General features: G+C 62.1%; 16 protein-coding genes and 1 other RNA gene. 7 read left to right on the forward strand and 10 right to left on the reverse strand.

Translation table 11 applies throughout. The features are described 5' to 3' along the window. The 3 genes from KBB36_RS13950 to KBB36_RS13960 form a co-directional block, all read left to right on the forward strand. Positions 1–267 (forward strand): hypothetical protein (locus tag KBB36_RS13950; RefSeq protein WP_290981914.1); only part of this gene is annotated, 267 nt, incomplete at its 5' end. Next, positions 225–509 carry a PepSY domain-containing protein gene (locus tag KBB36_RS13955; RefSeq protein WP_290981917.1) on the forward strand — a complete coding sequence of 95 codons (285 nt, stop codon included), beginning with the start codon at positions 225–227 and terminating at the stop codon, positions 507–509. The genes KBB36_RS13950 and KBB36_RS13955, both read left to right, overlap by 43 nt. Continuing rightward, complete coding sequence (locus KBB36_RS13960) at positions 509–721, forward strand: hypothetical protein (protein WP_290981919.1); 213 nt, start codon at positions 509–511, stop codon at positions 719–721. Before KBB36_RS13955 ends, KBB36_RS13960 begins: the two co-directional genes overlap by 1 nt. Before the next feature lie 26 nt (positions 722–747). On the opposite strand, the gene KBB36_RS13965 is transcribed toward KBB36_RS13960, so the two are convergent. Then, positions 748–1266 carry an Hpt domain-containing protein gene (locus tag KBB36_RS13965; protein ID WP_290981922.1) on the reverse strand — a complete coding sequence of 173 codons (519 nt, stop codon included), beginning with the start codon at positions 1264–1266 and terminating at the stop codon, positions 748–750. Positions 1267–1270: 4 nt separating this feature from the next. Next, the gene (locus tag KBB36_RS13970) at positions 1271–1762 is read right to left on the reverse strand and encodes a response regulator (RefSeq protein ID WP_290981926.1); all 492 of its coding nucleotides are present in this window, start codon (positions 1760–1762) and stop codon (positions 1271–1273) included. Positions 1763–1951: 189 nt separating this feature from the next. On the opposite strand from KBB36_RS13970, the gene KBB36_RS13975 reads away from it, so the two are divergent. Next, positions 1952–3166, forward strand: a complete 1215-nt coding sequence (locus KBB36_RS13975) for a multidrug effflux MFS transporter (RefSeq protein WP_290981929.1) — start codon at positions 1952–1954, stop codon at positions 3164–3166. A 9-nt stretch (positions 3167–3175) separates the two neighbouring features. On the opposite strand, the gene thyX is transcribed toward KBB36_RS13975, so the two are convergent. Further along, positions 3176–4111 carry an FAD-dependent thymidylate synthase gene (gene thyX / locus KBB36_RS13980; RefSeq protein WP_290981932.1) on the reverse strand — a complete coding sequence of 312 codons (936 nt, stop codon included), beginning with the start codon at positions 4109–4111 and terminating at the stop codon, positions 3176–3178. Between the two features lie 68 nt (positions 4112–4179). On the opposite strand from thyX, the gene ssrA reads away from it, so the two are divergent. From ssrA to KBB36_RS13995, 3 genes are all read left to right on the forward strand, one after another. After that, positions 4180–4519: a transfer-messenger RNA gene (gene ssrA / locus KBB36_RS13985) on the forward strand. 136 nt (positions 4520–4655) lie between these two features. Further along, a complete protein-coding gene (locus KBB36_RS13990; RefSeq protein WP_290981935.1) occupies positions 4656–5189 on the forward strand; it encodes a ClpXP protease specificity-enhancing factor SspB in 534 nt (177 codons plus the stop codon). A gap of 45 nt (positions 5190–5234) precedes the next feature. Further along, positions 5235–6848, forward strand: coding sequence for a fumarate hydratase (locus KBB36_RS13995; protein WP_290981938.1), 1614 nt, complete (start codon positions 5235–5237; stop codon positions 6846–6848). 6 nt (positions 6849–6854) lie between these two features. Here KBB36_RS13995 and KBB36_RS14000 read toward each other — a convergent pair whose 3' ends face one another. The 7 genes from KBB36_RS14000 to KBB36_RS14030 all read right to left on the reverse strand — a co-directional run bounded on the left by KBB36_RS14000 (position 6855) and on the right by KBB36_RS14030 (position 12610). Then, positions 6855–7376, reverse strand: a complete 522-nt coding sequence (locus KBB36_RS14000) for a PAS domain-containing protein (protein WP_290981941.1) — start codon at positions 7374–7376, stop codon at positions 6855–6857. 84 nt (positions 7377–7460) lie between these two features. Continuing rightward, on the reverse strand, positions 7461–8168 hold the full coding sequence (locus KBB36_RS14005) for an ABC transporter ATP-binding protein (protein ID WP_290981944.1): 708 nt from the start codon (positions 8166–8168) through the stop codon (positions 7461–7463). Beyond that, positions 8165–8896, reverse strand: coding sequence for an ABC transporter ATP-binding protein (locus KBB36_RS14010; protein WP_290981947.1), 732 nt, complete (start codon positions 8894–8896; stop codon positions 8165–8167). Before KBB36_RS14010 ends, KBB36_RS14005 begins: the two co-directional genes overlap by 4 nt. Next, positions 8893–9903, reverse strand: a complete 1011-nt coding sequence (locus tag KBB36_RS14015; protein WP_290981950.1) for a branched-chain amino acid ABC transporter permease — start codon at positions 9901–9903, stop codon at positions 8893–8895. Before KBB36_RS14015 ends, KBB36_RS14010 begins: the two co-directional genes overlap by 4 nt. Next, positions 9903–10772, reverse strand: a complete 870-nt coding sequence (locus KBB36_RS14020) for a branched-chain amino acid ABC transporter permease (protein WP_290981953.1) — start codon at positions 10770–10772, stop codon at positions 9903–9905. Before KBB36_RS14020 ends, KBB36_RS14015 begins: the two co-directional genes overlap by 1 nt. 60 nt (positions 10773–10832) lie before the next feature. Continuing rightward, entirely contained in the window at positions 10833–12068 is a 1236-nt protein-coding gene (locus tag KBB36_RS14025) for an ABC transporter substrate-binding protein (protein ID WP_290981956.1), read from the reverse strand. 89 nt (positions 12069–12157) lie between these two features. Beyond that, positions 12158–12610: a MarR family transcriptional regulator gene (locus KBB36_RS14030; RefSeq protein ID WP_290981959.1), complete on the reverse strand. Its 453-nt coding sequence runs from the start codon at positions 12608–12610 to the stop codon at positions 12158–12160. Between the last annotated feature and the right edge of the window lie 57 nt (positions 12611–12667).

Below are 12667 nucleotides of genomic sequence, written 5' to 3' on the forward strand. Positions count from 1 at the left end.
CTGCAATGCCGCGCGCGCGCGCTCGGCATCCTTGTCGGCGAAAGCCGGCGACGGCAGCCACAGCAAGGCCAGGGTAAGGATCAAGGCGCGGAAAAGTATAGTGTTTTTTTAGCATGGTTTGCTGAACGCCAGATGAATATGGGGCTCAGGATCAGTTCAGCCAAGCGCTGGCATAACAACGGGGTCGGGCTGCAACGGGTGGCCCAAAACCAAGGGATGTTGAGATGTTCACGAAATTCTTTACGACCGCCGCCGCTGCCGCGCTGATCTTTACCGCCATGCCGGCCAAGGCCGGCGACCGGCATTGCGATGCGGCAAGCAGCCAGGGTAGCTGGCTTGGGCTGAGTACGCTGGTCGGCAAGCTGGAAGCCAAAGGCTATCGCGATATCCAGAAAGTGGAACGCGAGCGCCGCTGCTACGAGGTTAAGGCGCTGGATGCCGAGGGCCGCCAGGTTAAGTTGGCGGTTGATCCGGTCAGCGGCGAAATCCTGCACAGCCGGATGCGTTGATGCGTCGGCTTTTGCTGCGCGCCTGGCAACAGGCACGGCGCCTGCCCAGAATGATCCTGTTCGGCCTGGTCTTGCTGGTGATGGCTGGGGGCATGCTGCTCACGATGCTGGCGGCGATTTTTGCCGGCATCCTGCGGCGCTGGCGCATATATCGCAGGCAAGGGGCGGCTCCAGCTCCATTGCTGCTCAGCGGGCCCAACAGCCAGGCATAGCTGTTGCTTGATGCCAGGGGCGGGGTTCAGTCCTTGCCCTTGGCCTTTTCCACGGCAGCTTTCAGCGAGGCGCGCAATTGCGCCTCCAGCATGCCGCCTGAGCCGGCAATCTTGTGCGCGATCACAACATACAGCGTGTCGATATGGATCGAGACGATTTCCTGCTGCAATTCATCCAGATCGCCATCGATGGTCTTGAGGAAATCATGCAGCGATTTGGCGAATTCGGTCAGCAGGGGATAGCCGAACACCCCGCCCATACCCTTGATCTGGAAAGCCTGTTCGCGCACATCCTCCACCAGCAGCCGGCGGGCCTCAGGCTCACTGGTTTGCATGGCGCTGACCCGCTCGCGCAAATCCTTGATATGCTCGGCAGATTCATCCAGGAAGGCGTTGGCCGAGGATTGCACCAGCGCTTCCATCTTGGCGCGCAGAGTGTCGTCCAGCTTGAGGTCCAGCCCCTTCTTGTAATTGACCGCCTTGCGCCTCAAGTCGCCGCGATTGGGGATATGAACCGGGCGCGTCGGGCGCGCATCGCTTGACACGGCGTCAGTCCTTCACGCGGCGGTCGGCACCATCAAAAGGCAATTGCTGGCGCCGCCGGTCGGGGCCGAAATAGCCGCGCACGCTGACAAAATCGCGCGGCCGGGCGATCACTGAAACCAGCCGGCGATACAGACCGTCGGCAGTGAAGGGCTTGGCAAGGAATTCGGTGACCCCGGCATCACGTGATTCAACCACATATTCCATCTCGGAATTGGCGGTCAGCATGATTACCGGTAGCAGGCGGTCGGCCGAGGTGGCGTCATTGCGAATGAAATCCAGCAATTCCAGGCCGCTACGCGGCTTCAGGTTCCACTCGGTGATACACACATCGATGCTGCCCGATCGCAAGGCAACCAGGGCATGTTCATAATCGCGGGCGAGCGAAATCTGGCTAGCGCCCAGCATGGCCAGGATATCTTTAACCAGCTTTCCCATCAGCCGATTGTTATCGACGATGAGGAAACGCACATGGCTGAAATCAATCTTTTCCGACATGCGACTTTCTAACGCTCCCGGCCCGGCGGTTGGCGCCGGCAGACATGGCTGTACCGCTGAAACCTCTATATACTCTAACCCCAACGAAGCCAACATGTTGCTTGGTTCTACTGGCGCTTGTTAGCGCCTGATAATAAAGCTGGTATACAACCTGGGCTGCCCCGGTTCCCCCCTGCTAGAATAGTGATCATGCCGCCTGCCACCGCTGCGTCCCGCCCGCCCGGTTTGCTCCTTCTGCTGACGATCATCAACGCCAACAGCATCATGGCGGCGACGATGTATTTGCCGTCGCTGCCCACGCTGGGACGGGTGCTTGGCGTGCCGGTGGATGCGCTGCCCTTCACGCTTATGGTGTATCTGGCCGGTTTTGCCGGTGGGCAGCTGATTTTCGGGCCGCTCAGTGACCGCTGGGGCCGTCGCAACCTGTTGTTGGGTGGCCTGGTGCTGATGGCAGTTGCCTCGGTTGGCTGCGCCTATGTTGATAGCTTGGCCGAATTATTCTGGATGCGGGCGGCGCAGGGCTTCGGCGCTGCCGCCGGCATGGTGATCGGCCGTGCCGTGTTGAACGATGTATATAATCGCGCCGAGGCCGCCCGGGCCACCTCGGTGGTGTCTGCCGCCTTGGCTTTGGCGCCGATCATATCGCCGGTGCTGGGCGGGTTGGTGGAGCAATATATTGGCTGGCGCGGCAATTTCCTGATCTCCGCCGTCATCACGGCGCTGGTTGTGCTGGTGCTGTATTGGGGCCTGCCGGAAACCCACCGACCGGGGCCAAGTGTCACATCGCTGTTTGCCGGCATCCGGCGGGATTATGCTTTGCTGCTGAATTCACGCGCCTTCATGGCCTTCTGCCTGGTGAATATGGCGATTTTCGCTGGCCTGCACGGCTTCAATGCCGCAGCACCGGCGGTGATGATCGAAACCATGGGGCTGTCGCCGGTGGCTTATGGCGCCCTGGCCGCAACCGGCAGCGCCGGCTTTTTCATCGGTTCGGTATTGTCGTCGGTATTGTCGCGCCGGCTTGGCAGCGCCCGGCTGATCGATGCCGGGGTTGGCTGCCTGCTGGCCGGCGGCTGCGGGCTGGCGCTCTACACGGCTTTGTGGGGCGATAGCATCAGTGCCATCGTGCTGGCGCGCCTTGTCTGGGCTGCCGGCATGGGCCTGGCGCTGCCCAATTCGGTCACTGGCGCGGTTGGCGTCAATCGCGCCGCGCTGGGCGCCGGGGCAGCGTTGGCCGGGTTCATGCAGAATGTCGGCGGCGGGCTGGGTTCGATGTCGGCCGGCTTCCTGCCGGCCGGCAGCGGTCTGGCAATGGCGCTGGCGCTGGCCGGCACCACACTATTCGGGCTGATCGGCTGGTCGCTCAACCGGCGCCAGGCCGAAGCCTCGCTGAAGGATGATTGAAGCCGCAGCCTATTCCGGCTTCAGCACCGCCTGCAATTCACGCCATTCGCGCGCCGAAAGCCCGGAATTGGCCTGGTCCACGCTTTCGCCAGCCAGCATGCGGCGCACACATTTCAGCGCCGTGGCCGACAGGCTGGCACCGCCGACACGGTATTCCATGAAAGCTTCGTAGCAGGCCGGCACCCAGTTTTTCACGGTCTCCAGCATGGCTTCGGCATAGACGCGGATTTCATATTGTGCATGGCTGTCGGCCCGCAGGCTGAGGAAATGCAGCAGGTTCAGCAGATCGGTCTTCCAATACCATTGCGTATAGTAATTCAGCGTCAGATTCATGCGCGCCAGTTCGCGCGCCAGCCCTGAACGGTCCTCGTCAACACGGCTGCCATCGGGCCGCTCGTTGAGCATTTCCTCATAGGAATCATACGCCTGGCTGGCATCGCGCTTCAGCAGTTCCAGCACGCGGGCGGCCTCGGCGCCGGTCAGCAGGTCGCCACGGCCCTGGCGGTTGGCATTCGATTGCGCTGCGAGCTGCTCCGGGCCGGGAAGGTAGAATTCCTTGTCCAGGATCGAATAGCGCGCCGAATATTCATTCACATTGGCGGTGCGGTGGCGGATCCATTGCCGCGCCACAAAGATCGGCAGCTTGACGTGATACTTGATCTCGCACATCTCAAACGGCGTGGTATGGCGGTGCCGCATCAGATAGTTGATCAGGCCCCGATCTTCGCTGACCTTCTTGGTGCCGCGGCCATAGGAGACCCGGGCTGCCTGCACCACTGCCGCATCGTCGCCCATATAATCGATCACCCGCACAAAGCCGTGGTCCAGCAGCGGCAGCGGCTGATAGAGCATGGCTTCCAGTGCCGGCACGGTGGCGCGGCGGGTGGTTTGGCTCTGGGCGCGCAATGCCTCGATTTCGGCGGCTTGTTCAGGCGTCACGGACATGGAATCGGTCTCCCGGGAGGATGCCGGCCTTTATAAAGTGGTTTCGGCCCGGATAGAACCGCCGCGTCCCCCTTCAAAAGTGCAGGGCAAAGGCTTATATGTGGTGGGCCGGCTTGCCGGCTATGGCGATAAACGCCGCTCGGAATAGGCGTAATGGACCCGGGGGCAGTACCCGGCGCCTCCACCATGAAGCCAGCCTGCCGCCCCAGCCGGGGGCGGGGAACCACGCTGGCTTGATGATGGGGGCGAATCAGGCTTGACATGCGCAATAAAGGACCGGTTTTTGCCCGGCATGATACCGCCGTTATCGGGTCAAATCACAAGTGCGAACGATAACTCCGTAGCACTCGCTGCCTAATTAGGTAAGCGCGGCTCGGGGGAGCGCCGGGCAACAGAAGCTCCCCCACTTAAATCTTCCCCTCGGCGGGCCCCTATTGACCCGCTATCCTGTTGATCGGCTTGGCGCTACGCCCGTAATTGAATAGCGGCGGGCGGATGCGCTATGATAGCCGGCATAGGAAACCCCCAAGGCGTGTGTCCAGGTATGGCCGGCAAGCTGCTCGATTACAATCTCCTGGTCGAAAATGCCCTGCGCGGCGCTGTGCGCGAGGCGTTGAAGCGCGCGGCCGAATTCGGCTTGCCAGGCAATCATCATTTTTATGTCACCTTCCGCACCGACCAGCCGGGGGTGGAAATCCCGCCCTACCTGCATGAACGCTACCCGGACGAGATGACCATCGTGTTGCAGCACCAGTTCTGGGGGTTGGAGCCGGGCGAGGATAAATTCCAGGTCACCCTCAGCTTCAACAAGGTGCCGGAGCGTCTGGTGGTGCCTTATGCAGCGCTGACCGCCTTTGCCGATCCCAGTGTGCAATTCGGCCTGCAATTCCGTGTGCAGCCTTCGGCAGAGAGTCTGGCGCGTGGCGCCGCCCTGGCGGAAGCCGCATTGGCCAGCGATACAGACAAGCCAGCTGGCGACAAGGCCGGCGAGCAAGCTGGTGAGCCATCCGGCGAACCGGCCAAGCCGGCCACTGGCGAAGTGGTGGCACTGGATGCCTTCCGCAAGAAAAAGACCTGATCGCCTAGCCTCTCATCGTCTGCCCCAGAACCAGCGAGACCCGCCATGCCTGATTTCCAGTTCCAGGAGCTTTTTCCGCTTGGCCCCGACACCACGCCCTACCGCAAGCTGAGCAGCGAAGGCGTTGAGGTGATTGAGGCGGCCGGGCGCAAGATTCTCAAAGTCAGCGACAAGGCGATGAGCGATCTGAGCTTTGCCGCCATGCGCGATATCGCGCATCTGTTCCGCCCCGGCCATCTGGCGCAGTTGCGCGCCATCCTGGACGACAAGGATGCGTCTGATAACGACCGCTTCGTGGCGCTGGAACTGCTCAAGAATGCCAATATCTCGGCGGGCTTCGTGCTGCCATCCTGCCAGGATACCGGCACCGCCATCGTGATCGGCAAGAAGGGCCAGTATGTCTGGACCGAGGGTAATGACGAAGCGGCGCTGAGCCACGGCGTCTATCGCACCTATACCGAGACCAACCTGCGTTATTCCCAGCTCGCGCCCTTGAGCATGTTCAAGGAAGTGAATACCGGCACCAACCTGCCGGCGCAGATCGAGCTTTATGCCACCGAGGGCGATGCCTACAAATTCCTGTTCATGGCCAAGGGTGGCGGCTCGGCCAACAAGACCTTCCTCTACCAGCAGACCCCGGCGGTTCTGCGCGGCGAGAATCTGGTCAAGTTCCTCGACACCCAGATCAAGACCCTGGGCACGGCTGCCTGCCCGCCTTATCACCTGGCGATTGTCATTGGCGGCCTCTCGGCAGAACACAATCTCAAGACCGCCAAGCTGGCTTCGGCGCGCTATCTCGACAATCTGCCGACCGAGGGCAGCCCCGGCGGCCATGCCTTCCGCGACCTGGAGATGGAGCGCACGGTGCTCGAATTGTCGCGCAACAATGGCATCGGCGCGCAATTCGGCGGCAAGTATTTCTGCCATGACGTGCGGGTGATCCGTCTGCCGCGCCATGGCGCCAGCGTGCCGATTGGCATGGCGGTGAGCTGCTCGGCGGATCGCCAGATTCTGGGCAAGATCACCAAGGATGGCGTGTTTCTGGAGCAGCTTGAAACCGATCCGGCCAAGTATCTGCCCGAAGCCAGCGAAGATGCGCTTTCCGCCACCGTGGTACAGGTTGACCTGAACCAGCCGATGAGCGAAATCCGCAAGCTGCTGTCGAGCCATCCGATCAAGACCCGGCTGTCGCTCAGCGGCACGTTGATCGTGGCCCGTGACCTGGCCCATGCCAAGCTGGCCGAACGGATCGAACGCGGCGAGGGGCTGCCGGATTACGTCAAGAACCACCCGATCTACTATGCCGGCCCGGCCAAGACGCCGGATGGTTATGCCTCGGGTTCCTTCGGCCCCACCACCGCCGGCCGGATGGATTCCTATGTCGGGCTGCTGATGCAGCATGGCGGCGGTTTCATCAGTCTGGCCAAGGGCAACCGCTCCAAGCAGGTGACCGAAGCCTGCAAACAATATGGTGGCTTCTATCTCGGCTCGATCGGCGGCCCGGCCGCGATCCTGGCCAAGAACAACATCAAGCATGTCGAAGTGCTGGAATATCCGGAGCTCGGCATGGAAGCGGTGTGGAAGATCGAGGTGGAAAATTTCCCCGCCTTCATCGTGGTGGACGACAAGGGCAACGATTTCTTTGCCGGCATGAGCTGACGCGCTTCAGCGCAACACCGGCTGCCCATCGGGATTGTAAACCATGCCGATGCAAAGCAGCCGGTCCACCGCCGCGCCATTGCCGGCCAGCGGCAATGCCAAGGTTTCGCTGCTGCCATAATCGCGGCCCGGACCGATGCGTTTGCTGCCGTGCCGCCAGCTTGGCTGACCATGCTGCACCACCCAGGCCAGGCGCTCATGCATATTCGTGATGTCGCCGCTCAGTTCATCCAGCCAGCGGCCGGTCGGGTCCTGGCGCAGCCAGGTGGTCATCATGGTGCCGACCAGCCGCAGCCTGAAGCGCAGCGGTTCGGCCTGCACATCCAGCATGGTGATATAGGGCAGCAGGCCACGCACCGCGATGGGATCAAACTTGTCGCGCCCCGGCAATGAACTCAGCGCCGGATCGGCAGGGGGCAGGCTGCGCCAGTAGTCAAAAAGCTGGCGGCAGAAGGGGTGCCAAAGGCTTGCATCAAGTGTATCGCCCCGCTGGAGGAGATCGGTGGTACGGGTGGTCAACAGGGTCATGCTCCGCTTACTGAACAATGCGGGCGCCACTGCACCAAAGTTTGGTGAAACTTCCCTTAACCCGTACCGGTAGAACGTATTCTCTTACAATCCAAGATAGGCTTGCCGCACGCGGTCATCATGCAGCAGGGCGTCGCCGCTGCCCTGCATGGCGATGCGGCCGTTTTCCAGCACATAGGCGTGCTGTGCCAGTTTCAGCGACACGGCAACATTCTGCTCCACCAGGATGATGCTGAGGCCGCGCTCATGCAGCAGACGGATGATGCGAAACACTTCCTGCACCACGGCCGGCGCCAGGCCGAGCGAGGGCTCGTCGAACATGATCAGTTCCGGCTGGCCCATCAGGCAGCGGCCGATGGCCAGCATCTGTTGTTCGCCGCCCGACATGGTGCCGGCCAACTGGCCGCGGCGTTCGGCGAGGCGCGGGAACAGGCCGAATATCTCATCCAGCGTCTGCTTTTCCTTGCCCTTAGCGCGTGGCAGCAAGGCGCCCATTTGCAGGTTTTCCATTACCGTGAGGGTAGGAAACACCTGACGCCCCTCGGCCACCTGGCCGATGCCGAGATCGCACACCTTGTAGCTTGGCAGCCCGGCGATATCCTTGCCGTTATAGCGGATGCGGCCCTGGCGCGGCGGTTCGATGCCGGCAATGGTGCGGATCAGGGTGGATTTGCCGGCGCCATTGGCGCCGACGATGGCAACAATCTCGCCGGCAGGCGCGGTCAGGCTGACCCCATCCAGCGCCTGCGCATCACCGTAGAATACGTCGAGGCCTTCAATTTCCAGGCTCATACGGCGGCCTCCTCGCCGAGATAACATTCCAGCACAGCCGGGTCGCGCACCACCGCGTCGGGTTCGCCGCGCGCAATCACCTCGCCATGATGCAGCACCACCACCTGCTGCGACAAAGCCATCACCGCCCGCATCACATGCTCGATCAGCAGGATGGTCAGGCCGCCGCGATTGAGCTCGCGAAACACCGCCACCATCTGGTCGGTCTCGGTGGGGCGCAGGCCGGCCATCACTTCATCCAGCAGCAGGATGGTGGGCCGTGTTGCCAGCGCACGCGCCACTTCCAGCCGCTTGCGTTCCGGCAGGGTCAGCTGCGCCGCCGGCTGGTCGCGCTTGTCGAGCATGCCGAGCCGGTCGAGCACCGCCTCGGCCTCGCGTTTCGCCTTGCGGGTATCGGTTTCGCTGCGCAGCGCGCCGATAATCACATTATCCAGCGCGCTGAGTTCCTTGAACGGCTTCACCAGCTGAAAGGTGCGGCCGATGCCGGCATGGCAGATCTGGTCCGGGCGCAGGCCGCCGATGCTGCGGCCATCCAGCATGATGCTGCCTTCATCCGGCTTGAACACACCGGCAATCATGTTGAAGCAGGTGGTTTTACCGGCGCCATTCGGCCCGATCAGGCTGACAATGCCACCGCGCGGCACGGTCAGGCTGGCGCCTGACACGGCCTTGAGGCCACGGAAACTCTTTGAGATGCCGTTGACGGCAAGCAAAGGCGCGGCATTCATGACTTGGTCTCCAGCCCCAGGCGGCGGCGCAAGGGCGGCCAGATGCCGTGCGGCAGATACATGATCACGGCGGCGAGGCAGATGCCGTAGAAAACATGCTTGACGCCAGGGATGTCGTAGCCCAGGCCATGCAGCAGTTCATACAGCCCTTCAGCCAGCACAGTGAGCACAAAGGCGCCCAGGATCGGGCCAAACAGCGAACCCAGGCCGCCGATGATCGGCCCCAGGATCAGTTCGATCGAGCGGCTGATGTTGAAAATCTGCTCGGGGAACAGGTTGTTGTAGTAGAAGGCAAAGAACACGCCGCTGATCGCGGTCATGCCGCTGGAAATCAGCACCGCCAGCATCTTGTAGCGGAAAGTGTTGATGCCAAGCGTTTGCGCGGCTTCCTGATCCTCGCGGATCGCCAGCCAGTAATAGCCGATGCGGCCGGTGAGCAGCCAGCGGCAGAACACAAAGGCGGCGGCAGTGAAGCCGAGCAGCAGATAATAGAACATCACCGGCCGGCCGCGCAGGTTCAGCACATCGTTGCGGGTATATTGCTCCACCGGCAGGAAGAAACCGCCCGAGCCGTTGACCCAGGCGAAATGATCGAAGCCGACCCGGGTGAATTCGGCAAAGGCGATGGTGAGCAGCGCAAAATAAGTGCCGCCGATGCCGAAGCGGAAAGCCAGAAAGCCGATGCCGGCGCCAAAAGCCATACTGACGCCGATGGCGGCGAATACCCCAAGGCTGGGAGGCAGTTTGAAATGTACATACAGCGCGGCGGCGGTGTAGGCGGCCAGACCGACATAAAGCGAATGGCCCAGGGAGAGCTGGCCGCAGAAGCCCATCATCACATTCCAGGCCTGGCCGGTATACGCAAAATACAGCACTAGGATCAGGATCGACAGGATATAGGCATCCACCAGCAGCGGCGCCACCAGCAGGGCGGCAAGCAGCAGGGCAAGCAGGCTGAGGGCGCGGCGCGGCACACCATCCAGCAGGCGATCATACAGCGCGCGCATCAGGCTTTCCTCCCGAGCAGGCCCTGCGGCCGGAATAGCAGCACCAGGATCAGCAGCGCGATGGCGAACATGCTCTTGGCCGAGGGCGCAAAGAACAGGCCGGACAGCGCTTCCGACAGGCCGATCAGCACACCACCAAGCAGCGCGCCGGGCATCGAGCCGAGGCCGCCCACGATAACGATGACAAAAGCCTGCAACGTGAAGGCAGGGCCGAGATTGGGCGTCACGTCGATCAGCAGCACCATCATGGCGCCGGCAGCGCCGACGCAGGCCGAGCCAAGCCCGAAGGTGAAGGCATAGAGCCGTTTGACGTTAAGGCCGACCACCAGGGCGCCGAGGTAATTGTCGGCGCAGGCCCGGATCGCCTTGCCGGTGAGCGAGAGGCGGAAGAAGGCGAACAGCCCGGCCGTGATCAGCAAGGCCAGGCCGGCAGTGATCAGGCGCACCTTGTCGGCCAGCAGCGGGCCGATCTCCACCGAATCAAGCGCATAATCCACCAGCGTGGTGCGCGCATCCGGGCCGAAAATCATCAGCAGGCCGTTCACCATGATGATGGCCACGGCGGCCAGCAGCATGAACTGGCTGTGCTCCGGCCGGTTGATAAAAGGATTGATCAGCAGCGACTGCATCAAATAGCCAAGTGCAAACAGCAGGATGGCAATCGGCACCATGGCCACCAGCGGATCGATATTCCAGGCCCCGAAGGCTACGATGGCGCCATACATGCCGATGGTCATCATTTCGCCATGGGCAAAATTGACCACCCGCACCACGCCGAAAATGACGCTGAGGCCAAGCGCCATCAGGCCATAAACCAGCCCGGTGAGCAGACCCTGCAAAGTAACATTGAGTATAAGTTCTATCGGCATTCCGTCAAAACACCCACGGCGCTTTTGGCGCCGTGGGTGCCACCCCCTTGGTTAAGTCTGTCAGCCGCGCTTGGTCCAGCCCGGCATCGGCAGCAGCAGGTTGTCTTCCGACACATTAAGCGGCAACACCACCTTCGGGCGCTGGCCGATATTTTGCAGCGTTACCGACTTGATGTTGACATTCTGGCCCTTCTCGTTGAATTCGAGCGTGCCGCCGGCCATCACATGATCGGTGATCTTGGTGGCGCGGATGGCATCGGCCAGTTCCTTGCCATTGGTGCTCTTGGCGCGGTTGAAGGCATCCACCGCCACCATCATGGCCTCAAACGAGAAGCCGACATTCAACTCGAACAGCTCGTTCTTGTAGCTCTTGGTGAATTCCTCCAGCAGCTTCTGTGTGATGCTGGCGCGCGGATTGTACCAGGGCACATTGGTCAGCAGGTAATCGGAATACTTGCCGAGCGTGCGGTAGAACTGGCCTTCATAAAAGCCCGGGGCGCCGGGGCTCATGATCACCTTCGGCTCCCAGCGCTGCTTCACCATTTCGCGGATCAGCAGGATGGCATCGTTGAGGCGGGTCACCGGCATCACCATGTCGGCATTGGTGGCCTTGGCCTTGGCGATTTCCACCGACAAATCCTTGGCCTGCGGATCGTAGCTGATCGTCTCGACGATCTGGAATGGCAGGTTGAAGCGCGGCGCCATCGCCTTGATCGCGCCGGCCATGGCCTGGCCAAACGTGTCATTGGCATGCATGAATACGGCGGTCTTCGGCGTTACGCCGCTATGCTCGAACACCGTCTTCATCAGCGCCAGGCCATCGCCCACCAGCATCGGCGCGGTGGGGAAGTTGCGGAAGACGTATTTGTAGCCCTGCTCGGTGATCTGCGGCGCGGCAGCCACGTTGATGATGTAGGGCACGCCCTTCTGCTCTGCCACCTGGGCGATGGCGGCAGACTGGCCGCTATCGAAGGCGCCGATCAGCACCTGGGCGCCGTCATTCACCAGCTTCTCGGCGCGGCTGCGGGCGATGTCGACATTCGACTCGGTATCCGCATTCATGATCTCGACCTCGGCATTGATGCCGAGCGATTTCAGCACGCGCGGGGCGATGTCGATGCCGCGCTGGCAGGCCAGGCCAAGCTGGGCCTGGAAGCCGGAACGCGGATGGATCGAGCCGATCTTGAGCACGCGCGACTGGGCGCGGCCGATATTGAACGGCGCGATGCCAGCGGTGAGCGCGGCAGTAGCAACTGCCGTCTGGCCGAACTGGCGGCGGGTAAGTTTCTTGGTCATGGTCCCTCCCGATGGTCGCCAGGGCTGTTGCGCCCCGGCCTTGTTTGTAACCTTAGCGGATCATCCGCCACCCAAAAAGCGTCTAGGCTCTATATCCTTTGTAGTAGTTCCATCAACTTGCGGCGTTCGGCGGCATCCATGCGATGGCCGATCCGTTGGTCATGCTCGCTCACCCTGGCGCGCAGGCTGGCCGCCTGCTTCTGGCCCTTTGGCGTCAGGTGCAGACCATAGGCGCGCCGGTCATGCGGCGCCGGCTGGCGTTGCACAAGCCCCAGCCGCTCCAGCCGGTCCACCATGGTCATGGCGCCGGAACGCGCCACACCCAGCGCCTGGCCGAGCCGGCCCTGCTGCAAACCGGGATTACGCTCCACCAGCACCAGGGCGGAAAACAGCGCCGGGCTGATGCCCGTGCCATGCAAAGCCGCGTAGAAATCCTCATAGAGCCGCAATTGGGCGCGGCGCAGCACATAACCGATCAAATCCGGCAGGTCGCCGTAATCGATCTCGCTGCTGGCAGAATGTTCCGCCTTGCCGGCTGCCATAGGCTGTTCCCGTGCCCCCTGAATGTTGCTCTGCGGCTGGTTGGCCCAGCTCACGCT

Origin of the sequence: Ferrovibrio sp., from assembly GCF_017994015.1 — a bacterium.
In the GTDB taxonomy this organism is placed as follows: domain Bacteria; phylum Pseudomonadota; class Alphaproteobacteria; order Ferrovibrionales; family Ferrovibrionaceae; genus Ferrovibrio.